Source organism: uncultured Roseicyclus sp., assembly GCF_937892565.1.
Classification (GTDB): domain Bacteria; phylum Pseudomonadota; class Alphaproteobacteria; order Rhodobacterales; family Rhodobacteraceae; genus Roseicyclus.
Genome location: NZ_CALAHQ010000024.1, coordinates 1 through 25,545, shown reverse-complemented (window position 1 = coordinate 25,545; position 25,545 = coordinate 1). Strand labels below are relative to the sequence as shown.

The 25,545-nt window shown below is 65.3% G+C and carries 20 protein-coding genes and 1 tRNA gene; 9 read left to right on the top strand and 12 right to left on the bottom strand.

Annotated features, from left to right (window positions below):
• The first annotated feature begins 145 nt into the window (after positions 1-145).
• Positions 146-1,777, top strand: a complete 1,632-nt coding sequence (locus Q0094_RS03665) for an AMP-binding protein (protein WP_297615363.1) — start codon at positions 146-148, stop codon at positions 1,775-1,777.
• A 74-nt stretch (positions 1,778-1,851) separates the two neighbouring features.
• Positions 1,852-2,868, top strand: a complete 1,017-nt coding sequence (locus tag Q0094_RS03660) for a hypothetical protein (RefSeq protein WP_297615360.1) — start codon at positions 1,852-1,854, stop codon at positions 2,866-2,868.
• A 45-nt stretch (positions 2,869-2,913) separates the two neighbouring features.
• Here the strand turns inward: Q0094_RS03660 and upp are convergent, their stop codons facing one another.
• The 10 genes from upp to Q0094_RS03610 form a co-directional block, all read right to left on the bottom strand.
• Entirely contained in the window at positions 2,914-3,546 is a 633-nt protein-coding gene (gene upp / locus Q0094_RS03655; protein WP_297615358.1) for a uracil phosphoribosyltransferase, read from the bottom strand.
• Positions 3,543-4,529 (bottom strand): adenosine deaminase, encoded by a 987-nt coding sequence (locus Q0094_RS03650; RefSeq protein WP_297615355.1) that lies wholly within the window; start codon positions 4,527-4,529, stop codon positions 3,543-3,545. Before Q0094_RS03650 ends, upp begins: the two co-directional genes overlap by 4 nt.
• 1 nt (position 4,530) lies before the next feature.
• Positions 4,531-4,689 (bottom strand): hypothetical protein, encoded by a 159-nt coding sequence (locus Q0094_RS03645; RefSeq protein ID WP_297615353.1) that lies wholly within the window; start codon positions 4,687-4,689, stop codon positions 4,531-4,533.
• Entirely contained in the window at positions 4,679-5,905 is a 1,227-nt protein-coding gene (locus Q0094_RS03640; protein WP_297615351.1) for a phosphopentomutase, read from the bottom strand. Before Q0094_RS03640 ends, Q0094_RS03645 begins: the two co-directional genes overlap by 11 nt.
• Positions 5,905-7,215, bottom strand: coding sequence for a thymidine phosphorylase (locus Q0094_RS03635; RefSeq protein ID WP_297615349.1), 1,311 nt, complete (start codon positions 7,213-7,215; stop codon positions 5,905-5,907). Before Q0094_RS03635 ends, Q0094_RS03640 begins: the two co-directional genes overlap by 1 nt.
• Positions 7,212-7,619: a cytidine deaminase gene (locus Q0094_RS03630; RefSeq protein WP_297615347.1), complete on the bottom strand. Its 408-nt coding sequence runs from the start codon at positions 7,617-7,619 to the stop codon at positions 7,212-7,214. Before Q0094_RS03630 ends, Q0094_RS03635 begins: the two co-directional genes overlap by 4 nt.
• A gap of 75 nt (positions 7,620-7,694) precedes the next feature.
• Positions 7,695-9,251, bottom strand: a complete 1,557-nt coding sequence (locus Q0094_RS03625; protein ID WP_297615345.1) for a response regulator — start codon at positions 9,249-9,251, stop codon at positions 7,695-7,697.
• 80 nt (positions 9,252-9,331) lie between these two features.
• Complete coding sequence (locus Q0094_RS03620) at positions 9,332-11,227, bottom strand: propionyl-CoA synthetase (protein WP_297615343.1); 1,896 nt, start codon at positions 11,225-11,227, stop codon at positions 9,332-9,334.
• 133 nt (positions 11,228-11,360) lie between these two features.
• Positions 11,361-13,640 carry an NADP-dependent malic enzyme gene (locus Q0094_RS03615; RefSeq protein ID WP_297615341.1) on the bottom strand — a complete coding sequence of 760 codons (2,280 nt, stop codon included), beginning with the start codon at positions 13,638-13,640 and terminating at the stop codon, positions 11,361-11,363.
• 81 nt (positions 13,641-13,721) lie between these two features.
• The gene (locus Q0094_RS03610) at positions 13,722-14,489 is read right to left on the bottom strand and encodes an NAD kinase (protein ID WP_297615339.1); all 768 of its coding nucleotides are present in this window, start codon (positions 14,487-14,489) and stop codon (positions 13,722-13,724) included.
• 196 nt (positions 14,490-14,685) lie between these two features.
• On the opposite strand from Q0094_RS03610, the gene glyA reads away from it, so the two are divergent.
• Positions 14,686-15,981 (top strand): serine hydroxymethyltransferase, encoded by a 1,296-nt coding sequence (glyA, locus tag Q0094_RS03605; RefSeq protein ID WP_297615337.1) that lies wholly within the window; start codon positions 14,686-14,688, stop codon positions 15,979-15,981.
• Between the two features lie 149 nt (positions 15,982-16,130).
• Positions 16,131-17,174 carry a fatty acid desaturase gene (locus tag Q0094_RS03600; RefSeq protein WP_297615335.1) on the top strand — a complete coding sequence of 348 codons (1,044 nt, stop codon included), beginning with the start codon at positions 16,131-16,133 and terminating at the stop codon, positions 17,172-17,174.
• A 39-nt stretch (positions 17,175-17,213) separates the two neighbouring features.
• Here Q0094_RS03600 and Q0094_RS03595 read toward each other — a convergent pair whose 3' ends face one another.
• A complete protein-coding gene (locus Q0094_RS03595) occupies positions 17,214-17,804 on the bottom strand; it encodes a TetR/AcrR family transcriptional regulator (protein ID WP_297615333.1) in 591 nt (196 codons plus the stop codon).
• A 397-nt stretch (positions 17,805-18,201) separates the two neighbouring features.
• On the opposite strand from Q0094_RS03595, the gene Q0094_RS03590 reads away from it, so the two are divergent.
• The 5 genes from Q0094_RS03590 (at position 18,202) to Q0094_RS03570 (ending at position 24,630) form a co-directional block, all read left to right on the top strand.
• A complete protein-coding gene (locus Q0094_RS03590; protein WP_297615331.1) occupies positions 18,202-19,488 on the top strand; it encodes a homoserine dehydrogenase in 1,287 nt (428 codons plus the stop codon).
• Between the two features lie 96 nt (positions 19,489-19,584).
• The gene (locus tag Q0094_RS03585) at positions 19,585-21,531 is read left to right on the top strand and encodes a sulfotransferase (protein ID WP_297615329.1); all 1,947 of its coding nucleotides are present in this window, start codon (positions 19,585-19,587) and stop codon (positions 21,529-21,531) included.
• 133 nt (positions 21,532-21,664) lie between these two features.
• The gene (glpX, locus tag Q0094_RS03580) at positions 21,665-22,633 is read left to right on the top strand and encodes a class II fructose-bisphosphatase (RefSeq protein WP_297615327.1); all 969 of its coding nucleotides are present in this window, start codon (positions 21,665-21,667) and stop codon (positions 22,631-22,633) included.
• A 56-nt stretch (positions 22,634-22,689) separates the two neighbouring features.
• Positions 22,690-24,441 (top strand): single-stranded-DNA-specific exonuclease RecJ, encoded by a 1,752-nt coding sequence (recJ, locus tag Q0094_RS03575; protein ID WP_297615325.1) that lies wholly within the window; start codon positions 22,690-22,692, stop codon positions 24,439-24,441.
• 114 nt (positions 24,442-24,555) lie between these two features.
• Positions 24,556-24,630 (top strand) — tRNA-Glu (locus tag Q0094_RS03570).
• A 56-nt stretch (positions 24,631-24,686) separates the two neighbouring features.
• On the opposite strand, the gene Q0094_RS03565 is transcribed toward Q0094_RS03570, so the two are convergent.
• Positions 24,687-25,545 (bottom strand): tyrosine-type recombinase/integrase (locus tag Q0094_RS03565; protein WP_297615323.1); only part of this gene is annotated, 859 nt, incomplete at its 5' end.

Here is a 25,545-nt window from a genome sequence, read left to right as displayed (position 1 = left end):
CCCTCCCGCGCGCGCTACTCGGGCGACCCTACCCGCGCGCGGGCGGCGGGAAAAGGCGTGGCAAGCGCTGCCGCGGCCCCTTTCCTTTTCTTGCGCGGTGCCCCATGTGATGGCTCATATTCTTGCGCAAGATCGGGGGTGTCGGATGGGATGGATGAAGGATGAGGCCGGGCTGGACAAGCGCGCGGCCAATTACGTGGCGCTCAGCCCGCTCAGCCATCTGATCCGGGCCAACCGCATTTTCACGCATCGCACGGCGCTGATCGACCGGGGGGTTCGTGCCAGCTATGGGCAATTGCATGCCCGCGTGACGCGGCTGGCCTCAGCCCTGGCCGGGCGCGGGGTGATGCCCGGCGATGTGGTGGCCGCCATCCTGCCCAACACCGCCCCCCATGTCGAGGCGCATTGGGGCGTGCCCGCCTGTGGCGCTGTGTTGAACTCGATCAACATCCGGCTCGACATCGGCACGATTTCCTACATTCTTGACCATGGCGAGGCCAGGGTGGTGCTGGTCGACACGCAGTTTCTGGGCGTGGTCGAAGCAGCGATCAAGGCGCAAGACGGGCCCGCCCCGCTGATCGTCGAGGTGGCGGATGCGGCAGCGGGCTACACCGCCTCGGGGCGGCATCTGACCTATGAGGCGCTTTTGGCCGAAGGCGATCCGGGCTTCGACTGGATCATGCCGGTCGATGAATGGGAAAGCCTTGCGCTGAATTACACCTCGGGCACCACGGGGCGGCCCAAGGGCGTGGTCTATCACCACCGCGGGGCCTACCTCATCACCATGGGCACGCCGATTTCGTGGCGGATGACGCTTTATCCCAGATATCTGACCATCGTGCCGCTGTTTCACTGCAACAACTGGTGCCATGTCTGGACCATGCCCGCCGTGGGCGGCACGACCGTGTGTTGCCGCGACATCACCGCGAAAGCCATCTATGACGCCATCGCCGACGAGGGCGTCACCCATTTTGGCGGCGCACCCATCTTGCTCAACATGCTGGTCAATGCCAAGCCCGCCGATCGGCGCGATTTCCCCCACACGGTCGAGGTCTTTACCGCCGGCGCCCCCCCTGCCCCCGCGACCCTGGCCGCGATCGAGACCATGGGTTTCAACGTCACGCAGGTCTATGGCCTGACCGAAACCTATGGGCCTGCGACCGAATGCACCTTCAAGGATGACGACTGGGGCGCGCTGTCAGGGGATGGGCGCGCCGCCGTCAAGGCGCGCCAAGGCGTGCCGATGCCCAACATGGACCATATCACCGTGATGGATCCCGACAGCATGGCGCAGATCCCCATGGATGGCGTGGCCCTGGGCGAGATCATGATGCGCGGCAATTCCGTGATGAAAGGGTATTACAAGAACCCCTCTGCCACCCAGGAGGCCTTTTCGGGTGGGTATTTCCATTCCGGCGACATCGCGCGCCAGCATCCCGACAGCTATGTGCAGATCGCCGACCGCGCCAAGGACATCATCATCTCGGGCGGGGAAAATGTCAGTTCGGTCGAGGTGGAGGGCGTGTTGATGCACCATCCCGCCGTGCTTCTGGCGGCGGTGGTGGCCAAACCCGATACCACATGGGGCGAAGTGCCTTGTGCCTTTGTGGAACTCAAGGACGGCACCAGTGCCACCGAGGACGAGATCATCGGTTTTGTGCGGCAACGTCTGGCGGGCTTCAAGACGCCCAAGCGGGTGGTGTTTTGCGATTTGCCCAAGACCTCGACCGGCAAGATCCAGAAATTCGAATTGCGCAAGGTCGCGGCGGGTTTGTGACCCGCATGGGTCGTTGAGATGTTACCGCCCGCGGTCTATGGTGGCGCTCAAAAGGGACCGAGCAGTGCGGCCGCATGACAGCGCTTGAGCAATATAGCCGACTGGAGGCCACGGGTCTCTGGCGCGAAGGGCCTGATGCCCAGCGATCCGAGGTTCTCGTGTCGCTGGGCAAGGCAACGCTGGTCATCGCCACCCCGGCCGAGGTGGTGCGCACGCATTGGTCGCTTCCCGCGCTGATCCGGCTGAACCCGGGCAAACACCCCGCGATCTATGCCCCAAGTCCACAGACCGACGAAGAGCTGGAAATCGACGATGCCCTCATGGTCGAGGCGATCGAAAAACTGCGCATCTCGATCGAGCGGCGGCGTCCGCATCCGGGGCGGCTCAGGCTCTGGATCGGCGCAAGCCTTGGGGCGGGGATGCTGGCGCTGGCCCTGTTGTGGATGCCCGATGCGCTGATCCGTCAGACCGTGTCGCTGTTGCCTGCCGCCAGCCGAGAGGCGATCGGAACCCAGCTTTTGCAGGAAATCGGCCGCCTGGCAGGCCCCATCTGCACCGCGCCGCGCGGGTCGGCGGCCTTGACGCGGCTGGCGCGGCGCGCATTGGGCGAAACCGCACCGCGGGTTGCCATTCTGCCTGCGTCCATTCCCGACACGCTGTCGCTTCCCGGTGGGATCATCGTGGTCGATGCCGGGCTGGTTGAAGATCACGACACCCCCGAAGTGCTGGCAGGGTTTCTCCTGGCCGAAGCCGCACGGCGCACCGAAACCGACCCGGTGCTGCGGCTGTTGTCCGAGGCGGGGCTGGGGGTGACCTTGCGGCTGTTGACCACAGGCCAGATCGACAGCGCCACCTTGCGGGCCCATGCCGTAAAGCTGCTGTCAGCCGAAACCGCGCCCGCACCCCAGGCCGCGCTGATCGCGCGCTTTGCGGCGGCGGGCATTTCGGCGCAACCCTATGCGGCGCTGCAAGATGCCTCGGACCCTGCAGGGCTTGCCTTGAGGGCTGAGGCCCCCGCGGATGTGTCCGAAGCCGCCACCCTGATCAGCGATGCCGATTGGGTCAGCTTGCAAGATATCTGCGCGCGCTGACACCACACCCGCGCCCGGCGGTTTGCGGCGACGGGCCTGCCTGGGTTATTTCGTTCCGAACATGCGATCCCCGGCATCGCCCAATCCCGGAACGATGTAGCCATGATCGTTGAGATGGCTGTCAAGCGCGGCCGTGACGATGGGCACGTCGGGATGGGCGGCCTGCATGCGGGCCACGCCCTCGGGGGCGGCCAGAAGGCACAGGAAGCGGATGTTGTTGGCGCCCGCCTTTTTCAACAGGTCAATCGCGGCCACCGAAGAATTGCCGGTGGCCAGCATCGGATCGACCACGATGGTCAGCCGGTCATGCAGCGCATCGGGAACCTTGAAATAATACTGCACCGGCTGCAACGTCTCGGGGTCACGGTAGAGCCCGATGAAACCCACCCGCGCATTGGGGATCAGTTCCAGAATACCATCGAGCAAGCCGTTGCCCGCCCGCAAGATCGACACCAGCGCCAGTTTCTTGCCCTCGATCGTGGGGGCGTCCATCTCGCATAGCGGGGTTTCGATGCGCTTGGTGGTCATCGGCATCTCACGCGTGATCTCATAGGCCAGCAGCAGGCTGATTTCGCGCAGAAGCTGGCGAAAGGATTTGGTCGAGGTATCGGCCTCGCGCATCAGCGTCAGCTTGTGCTGCACCAGCGGGTGTTGGACGATGGTCAGATGCGCGGTCATGCTTGGGTCTCTCCCAGTCGTTTGGCGATGATCTTTTTGGTGGCTGGATCGCAAAAGGCCGCGTCCAGCGCCGTGCGGTTCACATCGGCAAAGATCGCGTCGTCCCAGCCGAAATGACGGGTCAGATTTTCATAATCCGACGCCATGGTGATGCCGAAAAACGGCGGATCGTCGGTGGACACCGTCACCTTGACGCCGCGCGCGCGCAGCCGTTCGATGGGGTGGCTGGGCCAATCCTTGAACACACCCAAGACCACGTTCGATCCGGGGCAACATTCCAGAACGATGCCATCCTCGGCCAGCCGATCGACCAGCGCGGGGTCTTCGATCGCCTGAACCCCATGGCCGATGCGTTCGGGCGCAAGCTGATCAAGCGCCGCGCGCACCGATGCGGCGCCCCCCCATTCGCCCGCATGCACGGTGATGCGCAATCCCGCCTCACGCGCGCAATCAAAGGCCCAGCGAAAATCGCCCGGCTGGCCTTTCAGCTCATCGCCGGCCATGCCGAACCCCACCAGCCAGTCGCCAGCGGTATCGGCGGCGCAGCGCGCAATCGGGCGGGCGCGCTCGGGGCCGAAATGCCGGATGCAGGTGATGATCCCGCGCAAGGTGATGGCATGCGCGCGCTCCACCGCGTCGGCCGCTTCGCGGATTGCCGTCAGATATTCGCGCCATGCCCCGATATCGCCACCGCCACAGAAATCGGGCGAGAGAAAGGTTTCGCAATAGACCACGCCATTGGCGGCACTTTCCTCCAGCACCGCAGTGGTCAGGCGGGCGTAATCCTCGGGGGTTTGCAACACGCTGGTCGCGGCCTCATAGACCGACAGGAAATGCCAGAAATCGCGATAGGCATAGCCGCCATCGGGCCGAAAGATCCCGGACAGATCGACCGATTTCTCGCGCGCCATGCCGCGGATCAAGGCAGGCGGTGCGCCCCCTTCGAGGTGCAGATGCAATTCGATCTTGGGACTGTCTTTCACCCTATGCTCCGATCAGCCAGCCGATGGCGGCAATGATGACCCCAAACAAGATCGACCCCCGCCACGGCGTGCGCGGCCGCCCGATCAGCGGCCCGACAAAGCGCACCGACAGCGTGACCGCAACCAGCGTCATGACGAAATAGATCAGTTCAGAGCCCATCATCCCTCACCAGAAAACTCTTGCCCGGCCCGGCCATGGCGATGCCCAGATGCGCGGCCAGCGATGCGCCCACATCGGCAAAGGCGCAGATGCCGATCTGCCCGGCATAAGGGCCCTTGGCAAGCACCGGAACGCGTTCGCGGGTGTGATCGGTGCCGGGCCATGTCGGATCATTGCCATGATCGGCGGTCAGGATCATCAGATCATCGGGCCGCAGCGCCGCAAGGATCGGCCCGATCCCGGCATCAAACCATTCCAGATGGCGCGCATAGCCGGCAGCATCGCGGCGGTGGCCATAAAGGCTGTCGAATTCCACGAAATTGGCGACGGTCAGGCTGCCCTCGGGGGCATTGGCCACGCAGGCGGCCAGATGGTCAAGCAACAGCGCATCGGGCCCCGTCAGGCTGTGATCGACCCCCCGCCCGGCAAAGATGTCACCGATCTTGCCGATGCCAAAGGTCGCGCGGCCCGCGTCCTGCGCCCAATCCAGAAGCGTCGGCCCCGGCGGCGCGATGGCATAATCGCGGCGGTTGGCGGTGCGGCGGTACTGGCCGGGGTCGCCGGAAAAGGGGCGCGCGATCACCCGTCCGATGCGGCGGGCATGCAGCATGGGGGCAAGACCCGCGCACAGCGCCAAAAGCCGATCAAGGCCGAATGTCCCTTCATGGGCGGCAATCTGGAACACGCTGTCGACCGACGTGTAACAGATCGGCCACCCGGTTTCTTGATGTCGGGCGCCAAGGCGTTCGATGATCTCGGTGCCGCTGGCATGTTCATTGCCCAATATCCCCTGTGTGCCCGCAAGGCGCATCACCTCGGCCACGACATCTTGGGGGAAACAGGGGATGGTCTTGGGGAAATACCCCCAGTCCCATGGCACGGGCAGGCCCGCCAGTTCCCAATGCCCCGACGGCGTATCCTTGCCCTTCGACACCGGTTGGGCCGCGCCCCAAAGGCCCAAGGGATCGGCATCGATGCCCGCACCCCGCGCCCCCGAGGCCAGCCGCAACGCCGCCCCAAGACCCAGACCATCCAGATGCGGCAGCCGCAAGAGCCCCGCGCGACCGTGATCGGCCCGGCCCGCGGCGCATTCCGCCGCAATATGGCCCAGCGTATTGGCCCCGGTATCGGGCAGATCGCCGTTGAAAAAACCGCCCGCGTCGGGCGCGCCGCCAATGCCCAGACTGTCGAGAACCACCAGAAAGCCGCGGGCCATCAGGCGATCCTTTCATGGATCAGCGGCGGCAGAACGGGCGGCGTATCGGTCAGCACAAAGGCACGCCGGACCTGTGCCGCGATGGCGCGCGCGGCCTCGTCGCTGGCGGCATGGATGCGGGCCAAGGGGCGGGCGGGGTCGGCCCGTTCGCCCAAGGGCGCGATATCGCTCAGCCCCACGGCCAGATCCAGCTTGTCGGTCTGGCGCAAGCGCCCCCCGCCCAGACGCACCACCGCCTCGCCCAGGGCGCGGGTGTCGATCCGGCCCACGAACCCCGCATCGGCGGGATAGACATCGACCATGACGCGCGCGGCGGGCAGCCGGTCGCGCCAGCGCTCGATGAAATCATGTGGCCCGCCCAGGGCTGCCACCATTTCCCCAAAACTGTCGGCCGCCTCACCGGTGGTCAGCGCCTGCGCAATGCGTCTTTCCCCATCGGCGGCATCGGCCGCCAGACCGCCCAGCGCCAGCACTTCGCCGCCCAATGCCTGCGCGAGCTTGGCCAAGGGCGGTGTCAGATCACCCGAGGTCAAGACCTCCATCACTTCGATCACCTCAAGCGCGTTGCCCGCCGATGGCACCAGGGGCTGGCTCATGTCGGTGATCAGGGCCGTTGTCATGCAACCCGCACCCTGCGCCGTGTCGACCAAAGCTTGCGCCAGCGCCAGGGCTTCGGTCGGGGTGGCCATGAAGGCGCCCGAGCCCAGCTTGACATCGAGCACCAGCGCCTCAAGCCCGGCGGCCAGCTTCTTGGACAAGATCGAGGCGGTGATCAGATCTATGCTTTCGACGGTGCCCGTCACATCACGCACCGCATAAAGCCGCTTGTCGGCCGGCGCGATATCGCCCGAGGCCCCGACGATGGCACAGCCGATATCGGCCACCATCTCCTGCAATTCGTCGATGCCGATCTGGGTGCGATAGCCGGGAATGGCTTCGAGCTTGTCGAGCGTGCCGCCCGTATGGCCCAGACCCCGCCCCGAGATCATCGGCACAAAGGCCCCGCAAGCCGCCAATGCGGGCGCCAGCACCAGCGACACGCAATCGCCGACCCCGCCGGTGGAATGCTTGTCAAGCACCGGCCCGTCAAGGTCCCAGCGCAGCACGCGCCCCGATTCGCGCATGGCCGCGGTCAGTTGCACCCGGCCCCTCGGCCCCAGCCCACGCGCACAGACCGCCATGGCAAAGGCGCCCGCCTGAGCATCCGTGACAGCGCCCGTGGCCAAGCCTTCGGCGAACCAGAACAGTTCGGCCTCGCTCAGCGTTTCTCCATCGCGCAACCGTGCGAGGATGGATCTTGCGTCGGTCACAGCGCCCCCTTTTCGGCATGGACCATGAAGCCCGCGTCAAAGGCGCCCGGCAGCAATTCGGCCACCGTCATCGACAAGAGCGCACCCGCCGTGGTGGCCATCGTCACGACCACCTCAGGGGCGGCAAACTCGGACAGCTTCTGGCGGCAGCCGCCACAGGGGGGCACGGGGGCGGGGCAATCCGCGATCACCGCGACCGCAGCGATGCGCCGGTCGCCGGCTGCGATCATCGCGGCGATGGCGCCCGCTTCGGCACAGGTGCCTTGGGGATAGGCGACATTTTCCACATTGCAGCCCAGATGCACGCGGCCCTCTTGCGACAAGATGGCCGCCCCAACCTTGAACCCGGAATAGGGTGCATGAGCATTCAGGCGCACGGCGGCGGCGGCATCGATCAGCGACATGGGGTTGCTCCAGAGATTGGGCCTTTGCGCACAGTTTGTGCCGCCCGGCCGCCCAGCGCAAGGCCGCGCACCACGTCAGGGCTCGAACCGCACGCCCGCCTTTGCCGCCTCGGCCATGACCAGATCGATCAGCGCGCCCAGATCGGCGCGGCAGGGTGCATAAAGCGCGCCGAGATCGCCGCTGCGCCGCCGCTTGGCCGCGATATTGAGAACCTCGGCCAATTGGTGCAGCCGTTCGGCCCCGACAGCGCCCGACAGCGCGATCAGAATATGGGTCTGGGCGCGGATTTCGGGAATGTCGCCAGTGGCCACCGCCGCATCAAGCGTGGCACGCACCGCACCCAGATCTTCGTGCAGACGCTGCAACAATTCACGCGCGCCCTCGGGCCCGGCGACGGCCAGCAAGGCATCGAACCGCTTGCGGTCAAGCCTGCGGCCAAATCCCGCCGCACCAAGCCCGGCTGCCAAGACATCCTCGGGCTCGGGCAGACCCGATGGCCGCCCGGCATAGCGCAAGATCGCCAGGCCGAAATCGGCGCCCGAGGAGATCGGCTTGCCAATGATGCCATCCGCACCCGCGGCATAGATCGCTTCGCGGTTGTCGCGCAGCACATAGGCGGTCAGGGCGACCATGGGCATGCGCCCCGCCGCATCGCCACGCGCCCGCACGGCGCGCATCACCTCAAGCCCTGACAGGCGCGGCATCTCGATGTCGATCAGCGCGATGTCGAAATCTTGCTGCCCGATCAGATCCAGCGCCGCGACACCATCGGCGACAAAAGCCGCCTGCGCGCCCATGCGGCCCAGCAACTGGCGCAAGATGGTCTGGTTGGTCAGATTGTCCTCGGCTACCAGAATGCGCAAGCCCGCCAGATCGGGCAAGAGATCAGCGGCGGACGCGCTGCCATCGCGATCCAGCAAGGCTTCGGGCAGATAGAGCCGCGCCGCGCCGCCCCCTGCATGGTTGCCAAGCTGCAAGCTGCCGCCGATGTCGCGCGACAAACCCGCCGCAATCCGCAGCCCAAGCCCGGCCCCGGCGGTGGGCCCCGTCGGCCCCGCATCCGTGCCACCGGCAACCCGGTCGAGCATGTCTTGCGCAAAACCCGGCCCACCATCGCGCACCAGAAGGGTCAGCCCCTGCCCCGGCGCCCCCGACAGTGACAGGCTGACCGGCGCGCCGGGGGCATGGATCAGCGCGTTCGAGATCAGATTGCCGATGATGCGATCCAGCACAAGTTGTGACATCAGCACCCCCGCCGGAAGATCAGCCCCGCAGTGAAGCGCGAAATGCCCACCCCCCGCACGGGCACGCCCCGACCAACGCCCGCTTAACGCAGGCAGCCAATGCTCCAGACGCAGATAGCGGTCTTCGTGAAAAAACAGCCGATCACCCGCCGCCGCCGTCAAGGCACCATCCACAAGCCCTGCCAGCGTTTCGGCCGCGGCCCGCACGCGTTCGATCTGCAAGCGCGCTTCGGGGTCAAGCCGGTCCGGGTCGACAAGGCGCAAACCGCCGATCACATCCGACATGGCCGAGCGGATATCATGGCTGAACAGTTGCAGCGTGTCGGACACACCGCCCGTTCCATCACCGGCTGGTTCATCCGGCTTGACGCCATCACGCTTGGCCATACCCGCACTCCCGATTACCGCACCACCCGCCCGCAAGCTGCCACCGCCCGCGCCAAAGGCGGGGCGATGGCAAGGGTTTATCATCCTTTCGCGGGGTAGCCCAGCGGCGCCAGCGCGGCCCGGATTTCGTCCAAAATGGCGGGGTCATCGATGGTGGCGGGCATCTTGAAGGCCTCACCATCGGCGATCTTGACCATGGTGGCGCGCAAGATCTTGCCCGACCGCGTCTTGGGCAGGCGGTCGACCACCACCGCCAGCTTGAAGGCTGCCACCGGGCCGATGCGGTCGCGCACCAGCCTGACACAGTCTTTCACCACCTGCTCGGGCGTGATCCTGGCACCCTTGTTCAGGCACAAAAGCCCCAGCGGCACTTGCCCCTTGAGGCTGTCTGCCACGCCGATCACCGCACATTCGGCCACATCCGGGTGCGAGGCCAGAACCTCTTCCATCGCGCCGGTCGACAGGCGATGGCCCGCCACATTGATCACATCATCGGTGCGCGCCATGATGTAGAGATACCCATCGGCATCGATCATGCCCGCATCGCCGGTTTCGTAGTAGCCCGGGAAATGATCGAGATAGGATTTGCGGAACCGTGCCTCGGCTTGCCACAGATTGGGCAAGGTGCCGGGCGGCAAGGGCAGCTTGATGGCGATGGCGCCAAGCTGGCCGGGGGCCACTGGGTGGCCCGCCTCATCGAGAACCCGCACATCATAGCCGGGCATCGGCACCGAAGGGCTGCCGATCTTGATGGCCAGCCTTTCGATCCCGAGCGGATTGCCCGCGATGGGCCAGCCCGTTTCGGTCTGCCACCAATGGTCGATCACCGGCACGCCCAGCTTGTCTTGCGCCCATTCGACGGTGTCGGGGTCGGCGCGTTCGCCGGCCAGAAACAGGCTTTCAAAACCCGACAGATCGTAATCGCCCACCAATTCGCCCAAAGGATCGTCGCGCTTGATCGCGCGAAAGGCGGTGGGGGCGGTGAACAGGCATTTGACCTTGTGATCCTGGATCACCCGCCAGAACGTGCCGGCATCCGGCGTGCCCACGGGCTTGCCTTCGAAGAGAATGGTGGTGCAGCCAAAGGTGAGCGGCCCGTAGCAGATATAGCTGTGGCCCACGACCCAGCCCACATCCGACGCGGCCCAGAAGACCTCGCCGGGGTTCATGTCATAGAGATTGCGCATCGACCAGTTGAGCGCGACCAGATGACCGCCCGTATGACGGATCACGCCCTTGGGCTGGCCCGTCGTGCCGGAGGTGTAAAGGATATAGGCCGGGTGATTGCCCGCGACCGGCACGCAATCGGCCGGTTCCACCCCGTATTGAAAGCCGTGCCAGTCATGATCGCGGCCCGGTTCCAGCTTGGCCACTTCCTGTTCGCGCTGAAAGATGACGCAGAAATCAGGTTTGTGGCTGGCGATGGCAAGCGCGCCGTCCACAAGCGGCTTGTAATGCACCACGCGCCCCGGCTCTATCCCGCAGCTGGCCGCGATGATGCATTTGGGCGTGCAATCATCGATCCGCACAGCCAGCTCATTGGCCGCGAAACCGCCAAACACCACGGAATGAACCGCCCCCAGCCGCGCACAGGCCAGCATCGCCTCGAGCGCCTCGGGGACCATCGGCATGTAGATGATGACGCGGTCGCCCTTTTCGATGCCCTTGGCCTTGAGCGCCCCGGCAAGGCTTGCCACGCGCTTTTGCAACTCGGCATAGGTGATCTTGTGGGTGGACCCGGTCAGCGGGCTGTCATGGATGATCGCCAGCCGATCGCCATGGCCTGCGGCCACATGGCGGTCGACCGCATTCCAGCACGCGTTGAGCGTGCCATCGGCGAACCATTCATAGAGCGGGGCATGATCGGCAAAGAGCGCCTTGGAGGGTTGCGTGACCCAATCGATGCCCTCGGCGGCCTCCATCCAGAACCCGTCGGGGTCGCGCTTGGCGCGTTCATAAATCTCGGTGTATCCCATGGGTTGTCCCTCCGTATCTTTGCGCAACTTTGTATCGTCGCGCAGGGGGCTGGCGCAATTCGTCGATAGTGCCGCATGGGGGCGCTAACGGCTAGATGGGGCGCGGGCAAGGCCCAACCAAGGGGCTTGCCCGTCACCCGTAGGTGCTGACCGGGGTTCCGGCCAGGGCCGAGATGTTCAAAAGCCCGCGCGCCGTGATCGAGGGCGTCACGATATGGGCGCGGTTGCCCATCCCCATCAGGATCGGCCCGACCTCCAGCCCGCCAGCGCGCGCTTTGAGCATGTTGCGCGCCGCACCCGCCGCATCGGTCGAGGCAAAGACCAGCGCATTGGCTGCCCCCTCCATCCGGCTGCCGGGCAAAAGCCGTTCGCGCAATTCCGCGTCAAGCGCGGTGTCGACATGCATTTCACCCTCATAGATGAAATCGGCGCCATCTTGATCAAGGATATCAAGTGCCGCGCGCATGCGCCGCCCGCTGTCGGTGTCAAGATTGCCGAACTGGCTGCCCGAACACAGCGCCACCTTGGGAACGATGCCAAAGCGGCGGACATGGCGCGCGCAACCGCGCACGGTGTCGGCGATCTGATCGGGCGTTGGTTCGGGGTGCACTTGCGTATCCGCGATAAACAACGGCCCCGCATCCGAGATCATCAGGCTGAGCGCGCCGACGGGATGCAAACCATCGCTTGCCAGCACCTCGGTGATGTATTTGAGATGCCAGAGATATTGCCCAAACGTGCCGCAGATCAGGGAGTCAGCCTCGCCGCGGTGGACCATGACCGCGCCGATGGCGGTGGTGTTGGTGCGCATGATCGCGCGCGCCAGATCGGGCGTCACACCGCGCCGCGCCATGAGGGCATGATAGGTTTGCCAGTAATCGCGGTAGCGCGGGTCATTTTCGGGGTTCACCAGATCGAAATCGCGCCCCGCGCGCAATGTCAGCCCCGCGCGTGCGATGCGGGTATCGATCACGTCGGGGCGACCGATCAGGATCGGCTTGTCGGTGGTTTCTTCGACCATCGCCTGGGCGGCGCGCAACACGCGCTCATCCTCGCCCTCGGCAAAGACGATGCGGCGCTCGGCGGAGCGGGCGGCGTCGAACACCGGCCGCATGATCATCGCCGAGCGGAACACCGATTGGTTCAGACGCTCGCGATAGGCATCAAGATCATCGAGGGGCCGCGTCGCCACACCCGAGGCCATCGCGGCCTCGGCCACGGCGCTGGCCACCACCGCGATCAGGCGGCGGTCAAAGGGCTTGGGGATCAGGTAATCGGCGCCAAAGGTCAACTGTTCGCCCGCATAGGCCGCCGCGGCTTCGGCGCTGGTGGTGGCGCGCGCCAAGGCCGCGATACCTTCGATGCAGGCGATTTTCATCGCGTCATTGATCTCGGTCGCGCCGACATCAAGCGCGCCGCGAAAGATGAAGGGAAAACACAGCACATTGTTGACCTGATTGGGAAAATCGCTACGCCCCGTGGCGATGATCGCATCGGGCGCGACCGAACGAACCGCATCGGGCAAGATCTCGGGGGTGGGGTTGGCCAAGGCGAAAACGATCGGGCGCGGTGCCATGCGCGCCACCATCTGGGGCGTCAGAACGCCAGCGCCCGACAGGCCAAGGAACAGATCGGCCCCGTCGATCACATCGGACAGCGTGCGCAGGTCGCTTGCCTGCGCATAGGCCGCCTTTTGCGGGTTCATGTCGATCTCGCGGCCCTCATGGACCAGCCCGTGAATGTCGCACAGCCAGATGTTTTCGCGCCGCACCCCCAGTTTCACCAGCATGTTGAGACACGCGATCCCCGCGGCGCCGCCGCCGGTGGACACGATCTTGATATCTTCGAACCGCTTGCCCGCCACCAACAGCGCATTGCTGGCGGCCGCTCCCACGACGATGGCGGTGCCATGCTGATCGTCGTGGAACACGGGAATGTTCATCCGCTCGCGACAGATTTGTTCAACGATAAAACAATCCGGCGCCTTGATGTCTTCGAGGTTGATCGCACCAAAGGTGGGTTCCAGCGCACAGACAATATCGGCCAGTTTCACCGGGTCGGCTTCGTTCAATTCGATGTCGAAGCAATCGATATTGGCAAAGGTCTTGAACAAGACCGCCTTGCCCTCCATCACCGGCTTGGATGCCAGCGCGCCGATGTTGCCAAGACCCAGCACGGCGGAGCCATTGGTGACGACGGCAACAAGGTTTCCACGCGTCGTGTAGCGGGCGGCATTGGCCGGATCGGCCTTGATTTCAAGGCAAGCCTCGGCCACGCCGGGGGTATAGGCGCGCGCCAGATCGCGGCCATTGGCCAAAGGTTTGGTGGCCCGGATTTCCAGTTTTCCGGGCTTGGGAAATTCATGATAGGCCAAGGCGGCGGTGCGCAATCCGTCTTGTCTGTCGTCGCTCATGGCGCCCTCCGCTGGAAAACTCGTTTAACGTTAAACATTTTTTGCGCGCGACTCTGAACGCGGCGCAACGCCGCGTGCGGTTCAGGTGAATTGTTCGCGCAGCAGCCGCTCTTCCAGCCCGTGACCGGGATCGAACAGGATATGATGCGTGATTTCGGGGTGCGAGCGGATTTCCACCGACACGACATTGGCGACAGACCGGCTGTCGGCATCGGCCATGACCGGCCGCTTGCCAGGATCGATCACGTCAAAGCGCACCACCGCATGTTTGGGCAAAAGCGCGCCGCGCCAGCGCCTTGGGCGAAACGCCGCCACCGCGGTCAAGGCGAGCACATCCGCCTCGATGGGCAGGATCGGTCCATGGGCGGAATAGTTGTAGGCAGTCGATCCGGCGGGCGTGCACACCAGCGCGCCATCGCAGACCAATTCCTCCATCCGCAGCCGCCCATCGACAAGGATACGCAGCTTGGCAGCCTGTGGGCCCGCCCGCAGCAAGCTGACCTCGTTGATGGCCAGCGCCTCGACCACGTCGCCCGCGGTCGTGGTGGCGGTCATGTGCAGCGGATTGATCGCCGCCACCTCGGCCGCCTCAAGCCGGGCGACCAGCGCGTCCTCGTCATAGGCATTCATCAAGAAGCCGACAGTGCCGCGGTTCATGCCGTATACGGGCACCTCAAGCGCCTGGGTGGCGTGCAAGGTGGCCAGCATGAACCCATCCCCGCCCAGCGCCACGATGACATCGGCATCCTCCGGCGCATGGGCGCCATAGCGCGCCTCGAGCCGCGCCTTGGCGTCTTGCGACATGGGCGTGTCAGAGGCGAGAAAGGCGATGGTGCGCGCCGCGGGCATGTCTTTGGTCTTTCCTTGGCTGGGGGCCTCTGGCCACCCTTGCGCGGGTGGCGCGGAAACTCAATCCATCTTGCGCACCGCTTGCGCCGCTTTCCGCGGGCATCGTGACGCTTTGGGCCCTTTCCCCACCCCCTTCCATCCCGTAAAGGTCAGGCTAAATCACACCGCCTACAGCCTCATGAAGGGAGACGCTGCCATGAACGCCCCCCACCGCGACACCGGCTTTTTCACCGAAACGCTGGAAACCCGCGACCCCGAGATTTTCGGCGCGATCCGTCAGGAGCTTGGCCGCCAGCGCCATGAGATCGAACTGATCGCTTCGGAAAACATCGTTTCTGCCGCCGTGATGGAGGCGCAGGGCTCGGTGATGACCAACAAATACGCCGAGGGCTATCCGGGTCGGCGCTATTACGGCGGCTGCCAGTTTGTCGATATTGCCGAAGATCTGGCCATCGAACGGGCCAAAGCCTTGTTCGGTGTGGGCTTTGCCAACGTCCAGCCCAATTCCGGCTCACAGGCCAATCAGGGCGTGTTTACCGCGCTTTTGCAGCCGGGTGACACCATCCTTGGCATGAGCCTTGACGCCGGCGGTCACCTGACGCACGGAGCCAAGCCCAACCAGTCGGGCAAATGGTTCAACGCCATTCAATACGGCGTGCGCCAACACGATCTTCAGATCGATTATGACCAGATCGCAGAGCTGGCCATCGCGCATCAGCCCAAGATGCTGATCGCAGGCGGGTCGGCCATTCCGCGCATCATCGATTTCGCGAAAATGCGCGAAATTGCCGACAGCGTGGGCGCCTATCTTCTGGTCGACATGGCGCATTTCGCGGGGCTTGTGGCCTCGGGGCATTACCCCTCGCCCTTCCCACATGCCCATGTCGCGACCACAACCACGCACAAGACGCTGCGCGGGCCCCGTGGCGGCATGATCCTGACCGATGACGAGGGCATCGCGAAAAAGGTGAACTCGGCCATCTTCCCCGGCATTCAGGGCGGCCCCCTGATGCATGTGATCGCCGCCAAGGCCGTGGCCTTTGGCGAGGCGCTGCGCCCCGAATTCAAGGACTATCAGACCCAGGTGATCGCCAACGCCCAGGCGCTGGCCGATCAGTTGATGAAGGGCGGGCTTGATATCGTCACCGGCGGCACCGACACGCATCTGATGCTGGTCGATCTGCGGCCCAAGGGCGTCAAGGGCAACGCCACCGAACAGGCGCTGGGGCGCGCGCACATCACCTGCAACAAGAACGGCATCCCGTTTGACACCGAAAAGCCCACGATCACCAGCGGCATCCGTCTGGGCAGCCCGGCGGGCACGACGCGTGGCTTTGGGGCGCCCGAGTTCCGCCAGATCGGCGACTGGATCGGCCGGGTGGTCGATGGGCTGGCCGCCAATGGTGAAGCAGGCAACAGCGCAATCGAGGCACAGGTCCGCGCCGAGGTCGAGGCGCTGTGCCATCGCTTCCCGATCTATCCCGGCCTCTGAGCCACGACATCTTTTGCGAAACGGGGCCGTTTCGTGCGCAACGATCTTGAAGCCCCCGCGATCACGACATAAATTCGTGGTGACCGCGGGGGTTTGCCTTTGTTGGTCAGGTCTTGCCTCGCCAGGAAGGTTTTTTCGAGTGTGCAATGATGCAACCCGCACCATCCCTTCGCCCTGAAATCACGCCCCAATACCGCGCCGAGGCTGAACGCGAAATCCGCGCCTTTGTTCGCGGCTGGACGGCCCGCGATGATCGGCTGGCGGCACTCAGCTATGGCGCGACATTCGCCGTTTATGTCCTGACGCTCTGGCTGGCTGTCGCGTCTTGGCCGAATGGCTGGCTGGTGGCCCCGTTGGTGGTGCTGAATGCCTTTGCGGGCGTGCGGCTTTACGTGCTGCAACACGATTGCGGGCATGGGTCGCTGTTTTCGACCAAGCGACGCAATGATCTGGCGGGTCATGGTCTGTCGGTCTTTACGCTGACGCCCTATCGGGTGATGCAGTCCAACCACAACGACCATCATTCCCATCTGGGCAATCTCGATGAGCGCGACACGACCGAAATTCACACCATGACGCTGCGCGAATGGCAAGCAGCCGGTGTCTGGCGGCGGCTTTGGTACAGGCTCTATCGCCACCCGCTGATCTTGATCCCCATCGGCGGGCTTTTCACCTATGTGCTGGCGTATCGCTGGCCCAAGAACGCGGCCCGCGTCGATCCGCGTGGCGTGATCTTGCACAATCTCGGGTTGGTGGTCTGGGGTGCGCTGATCTGGGTGTTGGGGGGGGCGGCAGGGCTGATCACCTATGGCGCGACCGTGTTCGTGGCGGCCTGCATCGGCGTGTTTCTTGTCTATCTCCAGCATAATTTCGAAGACACATGGTGGGATCGCAAACCCGATCTGAACCCCGCGCGTGCCGCGCTGCAGGGGTCGTCGGCGCTAGATCTGGGCTGGTGGTTCGATCTGGCGGTGGCCAATATCACCTATCACGACATCCATCATTTCAACGCCAATATCCCAAGCTACCGCTTGCGCGCCTGCCACCGCGCGCTGCGCCAGCGCTATGATGTGCAGACCATCGGCTGGGCAGAAGCGCTGCGGTCGTTTACCCTCAAGCTCTGGGATGAGGATCAGGGGCGGCTGGTGCCTTTTCCAAGGGGTGCGCGACGCGTGACCCCACAATCGGCCTGAAACAGGGCGTCTTTCGGGGTGCGTTGCCCCCCCCTCTGCCTAGCGCGGGGGGGACGCCACGGATTTGCGCGCCATCTCCCAATAGAGTGTTTCCACCGTCTCACGGTCCAGACGCCCGCCTTCGCGATACCATGTCGTCACGCCGGTCAGCATCGCGATCAGCGCCATGGTGGTCAGTTTCGTGTCGGCAATATCGAAAACGCCCGCGGCCTTGCCGTGCCTGAGGATTGACTCGAGCCGGGTTTCGTAATCCCGGCGCAGTCGCTCGATCACGGCGAAATTGCCGGGTTCAAGATTGCGAAGCTCCATATAGGCGATGAAGACCAGATCGGGTCGGTCAAGATGATAGCGGATGTGGTGGCGTACAAAGCTTTCCAACTGCTGCTCGGGCGAGGCTGGCGGTGGCGCCCAATCGGCCAAGAGATGCTCAAGATGATCGCGCATCAGATCGAACAACAACGCCTGCTTGTCGGGCGTGTAAAGATAAAGCGCACCCGCTTGCACCCCAACCTCGGCCGCGATCTGGCGCATCGACACGGCCGCAAAGCCATGACGGGCAAAGAGCCGCAGGGCGGTTTCGCGCAGGCGGGGCCGGGTGATGTCAGCGTGGCTTCCTTGGGTGCGTGCCATGGCGGCATCATGATCTGAATGCGCTGTCAATTCAACCATGCTGGACAGCGACCGGGCCGGTGGGTTAGCTCGGCCCATGTGGATCCGATTGGTCTTTTTGATGTGTCTGACCTGCCTTGGCGGATGCGCTGGCTTGCCCGGGGTGTCGGACGCCCTGACGCCCAGGCCGGCCTATCCGCTGCTTGTGCCGCTGGGGCCTCTGCTTGCCCAAGGCGACGCGATGACCCCGCGAAGCGCCGAGATCGAGGGGCAGAACCTTGCGGCACGCGCAGCCGATCTGCGCCGGCGCGCGGCGCTGCTGCGCGAGATGACGATCTGAGCGGGCCTGCGTTGCAGCCGGACGGCGAAGCGGCTAACACTCGGCCTGACCCCGCTGACCAACCCCCGGAGGAACACCATGTCTGACCCCCTGCGCCTTGGCATTGCCGGGCTTGGCACCGTTGGTGTGGGCGTTGTGAAAATCGTCGAACGGCAAGCCGAGCTTTTGGCCCGACGCTGTGGGCGGCCGATCAAGATCACGGCCGTCTCTGCGCGCGCCAAGGGCAAGGATCGGGGCGTAGACCTGTCGCCCTACGCCTGGGAAGATGATCCCGTGGCACTGGCCCGGCGGCCGGATGTGGATGTGTTTGTCGAATTGATGGGCGGCGCCGATGGACCGGCGCGGGCGGCGACACTGGCCGCGATCGCGGCAGGCAAGGATGTGGTGACCGCAAACAAGGCGATGCTGGCCATACACGGCCAATCGCTGGCCGAAACCGCCGAGGCGGCGGGCCGCGTGCTCAGGTTCGAGGCGGCAGTGGCAGGCGGCATTCCCGTGATCAAGGCGCTGACCGAAGGGCTGGCGGGAAACGCGATCAGCCGGGTGATGGGGGTGATGAACGGCACCTGCAACTACATCCTGACACGGATGGACAGCGCCGGGCTCAGCTATGATGACGCCTTTGCCGAGGCCGATGGGCTGGGCTATCTGGAAGCCGACCCGCAGCTGGATGTCGGCGGCATCGACGCGGCCCACAAGCTGACCCTGCTTGCGGCCATCGCCTTTGGCGCGCGTGTGGATTTCAATGCCGTTGCCCTCGAGGGGATCGGGTCGATCACCATCGAAGACATCCGCCGCGCGGGTGACATGGGCTACAAGATCAAGCTTCTTGGCGTGGCCCAGCGCACCGGCCGGGGTCTTGAGGCGCGGATGTCGCCCTGTCTGGTGCCCAGCACCTCGCCCTTGGGCCAGCTTGAAGGCGGCACCAACATGGTGGTGATCGAGGGCGACAGCGTGGGCCAGATCGTGCTGCGCGGTCCCGGCGCGGGCGAAGGCCCGACCGCCAGCGCGGTGATGTCGGATGTCTGCGACATCGCGCGCGGCATCCGGGTGGCGGTGTTTGGCCAACCCGCACATACGCTCGACAGCGCCCCGCCCGCCTCGGCCGCAAGCCCCGCGTGCTACTATCTGCGGATGGAACTGGCCGACAAGCCGGGGGCCTTGGCCAAGGTCGCGACGGTTCTGGGCGAAGCGGGCATTTCGATCGACCGGATGCGCCAATACGACCACCCCGGCGACAACGCGCCGGTGCTGATCGTGACCCATAAATCCGCCCGTGCCAACCTGGATACCGCGCTGGCCGCGCTGCCCGGAACGGGCGTGGTGATGGGCGCGCCCGTGGCACTTCGCATCGAAGACGTCTGAGCCATCGGGCGGCATGATCCGCCGGCTTGCAGGAATTGGAAATCTGTGGCCCCCATGGGCTGATGGCGATGTTCGCGTTTGTGCCAAAGGCCGGCCATGAAAAAGACCGATCTGCACAGGGGCCCCGACGCGGGCCATGCGGGACACGCCGGGGAAAGCCAGGCGGCGATCACCGCCCTGAACGAGGCGCGCCGCCTGTTTGATGCAGGTCAGCTGTCGGCCAGCCGTGCCGCCCTTGACCGGGCGATCCCCAGCGCGCTGAGCGCGCCACAGCGTGGCTTTCGAACCGGCCTGTTCTTCGCCCTGGGCGCATTCGGTCAGGCCACGCGGGCCGAAACCCTCGAGCAGCACCGCAAGACCGACGCCACCGCGCATCCCGATTTGCGCTACCGCGCCCTGATGGCGCAAGGGCTTTGGGCCGATGCGGCGCGCCACCGCCATGGGCTCGGCGGCCGCGTAGGGGCCGATGTCATCGCTGATTGGCACCTGACGGCGGCGCTGACGCTGCTTTGGCGGGGCCGGATCGGCTGGGGCCTCCGTCACTACCGCCAGCGCTTTGCGGCCAGAAACTTCGCGAGCTTACCCCGGCAGATGCGGCATGTGCCGCGTGCGGTGCAACCCTTGCGCATGGTGCGGCTGGAACAGGGCCTGGGCGACATTTGCCTGCATCTGGCCCATCTGCGCGCTCAGAGCGGCCCCGGTATGGCGCTCACGATCACCGGCGAAAAACGGTATCAGCCGCTTCTGGCGCTGGCTTTTCCCGAAGCAGAGTTCCGTCACTTTGGCCCGGGCGGACCGGCCGATCCCATGATTGTCAACGGCTCGGCCGACACGCTGGAACTGGCGTTTGCGCGCCATGGCAGCCTGCGTATCCCGGCCCCGTTGTTCGCGCCCTGGCAGCGCGGGCCGGCGCGGCTGGGCATTTTGTGGCGGGCAGGAAGCGGCCAGAACCGCCGTGACGAGCGTGCGCTTGATCTGGAGCCGTTTCTGGCCTGTCTGCCGGACAGCTGCGAGATCGTGCCCCTGCAACACGACCTCACCCAGGCCGAGACGACGCAGCTGGCGCGCGACCGCCGCGTGCGGCTGCCGGGGGTGGCGCTTCGCGCGGATCTGGTCGGGGTGTTCGACCTTGTGCGGGGCTTGGGCGGGGTCATCGGCGTGGATGGCGCGGCGCTGCATGTGGCGGGGGTTTGCGCGGTGCCCGCGATGCTGCTGATGAACCCAACGGCGCATTGGTATTGGGGGCGGCCGCCGCGGGCTGAAACCGTGTACCCGACAGCACGCACGCTTCCGATCAAAGACCTGTCCGCGCCCGCCATCGCCCGCTGGTGGCAAAAGGCGCGCGCCCATCACGCAGCCCGGCCCAAAGCCCCATCCCTGATGGCGGGACGCTGCTTTGACCGGCCGGTCTTTGTCACCGGCATCCCGCGGTCGGGAACGTCGATGACAGCGGGGCTTTTGGCCGAGGCGGGGCTTTGGCTGGGCCAGACGGTCGCGGCAAGCCCGGCCAACCCGCGTGGCTTTTTCGAGAACCGGCGCCTGCACGAAACCATCGTGAAGCCGCTGCTGCGCGACTTTCTGGGCGCCGATCCGCTGGGGGTGCGCAATCTGCCCGATCCGGCGCGGCTGCCGGTCTTTGCCCAGCTGCCGCGTGCCATCGCCCGGGCGCTGACGGACGATGGCTATGACGGCCAGCAGCCTTGGGGCTTCAAGGATGCCAAGCTGACCTTGCTCTGGCCCGTCTTTGCCGAAGCCTTTGCACAGGCGCATTGGGTGATCGTGCGGCGGCAGCGCGCGGGTCTGATCGCATCGTTGCAGCGCACGTCCTTCATGGCCCAGCATGGGCAGGACCCGGCAGTCTGGCACCGGTTCTGTGATGGCTACGAAACGCGGCTTGCCGCCCTTGGCCAAAGCTGTGCGGGCCGGGTGACCGAGGTCCATTACGAAGACCTGCGCGCAGGTCGTCTTGGCGCGCTGCAAGGGCTGGCCGATCGGCTTGGGCTCGACTGGTCCGCCGATCGCGCCCGCGCCTTTGTGCTTTAGCCCGCATGACGCCCCGGCCGATTTTCCGGGCGGCGCATAACTTTCCCGCCGCACGCCGCCCGCTTGGGCTTGTCCTTTGCCGCCCGGAAAGCTTAGGTGCGCCAAGCCGCGACGCAAAGACAGGACCCCACGCATGAGCGCCAACCGCCCCGATTTCAACGACCGCATGTTGTCGCTGGGCCTTGCCCGCGTGTCCGAGGCCGCGGCCTTGGCCTCGGCCCGGTTGATCGGGCGCGGCGATGAAAAGGCCGCCGATCAGGCCGCCGTCAATGCGATGCGCGACCAGCTCAACAAGCTCGACATCAAGGGCGTGGTGGTGATCGGCGAAGGGGAGCGCGACGAGGCGCCGATGCTTTATATCGGCGAAGAGGTCGGCAGCGGCCAGGGCCCCGAGGTGGATATCGCGCTTGATCCGCTGGAGGGCACGACGCTGACCGCCAAGGACATGCCCAATGCGCTGACCGTCATCGCCATGGGCCCGCGCGGATCGATGCTGCATGCGCCCGATGTCTACATGGACAAGCTGGCCATCGGTCCGGGGTTTCGCACCGGTGTGGTGACACTTGACATGTCGCCCGCCGCACGGGTCAGCGCGCTGGCCGCCGCCAAGGGCTGTTCGACCACCGACATCACCGTGTGCGTGCTGGAACGCCCCCGCCATCAGGCGATGATCGATGAGCTGCGCAGCACGGGCTGTGCGATCCGGCTGATCACCGATGGCGATGTGGCGGGCGTGATCCATTGCGCCGATGCACAGGTCACGGGGATCGACATGTATATGGGCCAGGGCGGCGCACCCGAGGGGGTGCTGGCGGCGGCCGCACTCAAATGCATGGGCGGTCAGATCTATGGGCGGCTCTTGTTTCGCAACGATGATGAAAAGGCCCGCGCGAAGAAAGCGGGGATCACCAATCTGGACCGTGTCTACACCCGCGACGATATGGTGACCAAGGATGTGATCTTTGCCGCGACCGGGGTGACCGATGGGTCGATACTGGCGGGCATCAAGCGCGAGCCGGGCTTTTTGACCGCCGAGACGATCTTGATGCGGTCCAAGACCGGATCGGTGCGACGCATGAGCTATCGCAACCCGGTGAAATGAGGGTGACGACTCAGGGGGGCCGCGTTTAGTGTGCCCGCATGTCATTGCCCCAAGATATGGATGATGGTGCCGGGTTTCTGGGCGTTACCACCTCGCTGACGGGGCGGCGCTGGCTTGGGCCGGATGCGCCAACCGCCCGTCTGGCCGAGGCGCTGATCCAGCGTGCCGATCTGCCGCCTGCCTTGGCACAGGTACTGGCGCAACGCGGTGTCGCCCCCGATGCGGTGGCGGCCTTTCTTGCGCCGTCGTTGCGCGATCTTTTGCCCGATCCGCTGAGCCTCAAGGACATGGACCGCGCCGTGGACCGGATATCGCGCGCGCTGGAGCGGCACGAACGGATCGCGATTTTCGCCGATTATGATGTGGATGGTGGCGTATCGGCCGCCTTGCTGATCGATTGGCTGCGCGCCATGGGCCGCCCCGCGACGCTCTATATCCCCGACCGCATCGATGAGGGCTATGGCCCCAACGACGCCGCCATGACGGCGCTGGCGCGGGAACATGATCTGATCATCTGTGTCGATTGCGGAACGCTGTCGCATGGGCCGATCGCGGCGGCCAAGGGCGCGGATGTGATCGTTCTGGATCATCATCTGGCGGGTGCCGAGCTGCCCCGATGTGTCGCGGTGGTGAACCCCAACCGACAAGACGAAGACGGCGGCTTGGGGCACCTGTGTGCGGGGGGGGTGGTCTTTCTGGCATTGGTGGCTTTGAACGGCCGCCTGCGTGCCGCCGGGCGGCAAGGGCCCGACCTGATCGCCGCGCTTGATCTGGTGGCGCTGGCGACCGTGGCCGATGTGGCGCCGCTGATCGGGCTGAACCGCGCCTTTGTGCGCCAGGGGCTGAAGGTGATGGCGCGCCGCGCCCGCCCCGGGCTTGTGGCGCTCAGCGATGTGGCACGGCTGGACCGGGCGCCGACAAGCCATCACCTTGGCTATGTGCTGGGCCCGCGCGTCAATGCGGGCGGGCGGATCGGTGCCGCGGATCTGGGTGCGCGGCTTTTGGCCACGACCGATCCGGCCGAGGCACAGGCACTGGCCCGGCGGCTTGATACGCTCAACACCGATCGCCGCGAGATCGAGGGCCGTGTGCGCGATGCGGCCTTGATGCAGGCCGAGGCGCGCGGGTTGGATGCCCCGCTGGTCTGGGCCGCCGACGACGGCTGGCACCCCGGCGTGGTGGGCATCGTCGCCGCGCGCCTGAAAGAGGCCACAAACCGCCCTGCCGTGGTGATCGGGTTCGAGGGCGACCAGGGCAAGGGATCGGCCCGCTCGGTCAGCGGGGTCGATCTGGGGGCCTCGATCCAGCGGCTGGCGGCAGAAGGCCTGATCGAAAAGGGTGGCGGGCACAAGATGGCCGCGGGCCTCAGCCTGAGCCGCGCACAGTTGCAACCGGCCATGGCGCGCCTGTCCGAGCTTTTGGCCAGACAGGGCGCGGGCGACCGGGGGCCGGGTGACTTGCGCATCGACGCGATCTTGATGCCCGCTGCCTGCACGGTCGCGCTGATCGAACAACTTGATCAAGCCGGGCCTTTCGGCGCCTCGGCTCCTGCTCCGCGTTTTGCGATCCCCTCGGTGCGGATCCGCCACGCAAAGCCCGTTGGGCAGGGCCATCTGAAGCTGACGCTCAGCGATGGGGCCACAAATCTGGACACGATCTGTTTCGATGCCGCAGCCAAGGGCCTGCAACAGGCTTTTGACGCACATGGCGGGCGGGCGCTGCATGTGGCGGGGCGGCTCGAGGTCAATAGCTGGAACGGGCGCCAAAGTGTTCAGTTGCGGCTTGAAGATGCCGCATGGGCCAAATGATCGGGCCGCGTGACAGGGCCAACCAAAACGGTCGCGCAACTTTCACCCCCAGAGGATGAAAAATCCGCTTGAACCCCGCCGCGCCATTTCCTAGAAGCGCCACACGCCTAGTACGGCCCGTTCGTCTATCGGTTAGGACGTCAGGTTTTCAACCTGAAAAGAGGGGTTCGACTCCCCTACGGGCTGCCACTTTTCCTGCCAAGATATTGGAACGCATGGGGTTTTTCCTCGTGTTTGCTGACCGTTCAGAGGCGGTTGGCAGATTGTAGCTTGTTTTTGGTGTCTTGCAGCTTCTCGAACGCGCTGTGAGCGAGCCGAACTTGATCGGCTTTCGCCGTGTAGCGATGCACTTCTGCGTCGGTCTTGTGGCCGGTGATCGCCTTGATTTGGTGAATGGTGCAGCCCGCCTCGGCCAGACGCCGGGCACAAGCCTTGCGCAAACCATGCGATGCGCAGTTGGGCAGCCCCGCCTCGTCGCACCGATCCCGCATCCAGTTTCCGAAGCCAGCCGCTGAGTAAGGGCGACCATACTCCGTCCGCAAGAAGTTCGGCGCGTCCTTGGGTTGGTCAGCCAAGGCTGCTTGCAGCGTCGGGAGGATGGGGATCATCAGCGGGGTCCCGGTCTTCTGCTGACGAACCCGGATCATCCCGTTGGCAACATCGCCCCACCCCATCCTGACAGCATCAGACTTGCGCTGGCCGGTGCAGAGCATCAGCATCAGGGCCAGATGCGCCTTGGTTCCCAGCGGGTGACGAGCCATGAACTGCGCGATCTCTTCCTCCGTCCAGTCGTGATAGCCCTCACCGTCGGACTTGTAGCCCTTCATCCCCGCCATCGGGTTCGAAGGGATCATGCCGATATCCACGGCGAAGTTCAGAAGCAGGCGCAGCCGCTTCATCAACGTATTCGCCGCTTCTGGCGTGTCGCTGAGCTTGGCCAGAATGGCGGAGGCGTGCTTCCGTGAGAACTGCGACACGGGCAAGTTGCCGTATTTCTCGCAGAACTTTTGACGTTGCCCCCAACTTTTATCCAGCGTGAGCGAGACCCCGGGTTTGAGTTTTGCCCATTTGGGCGGGTTGGGCAACGGGGGCTGGCGCGGAGCC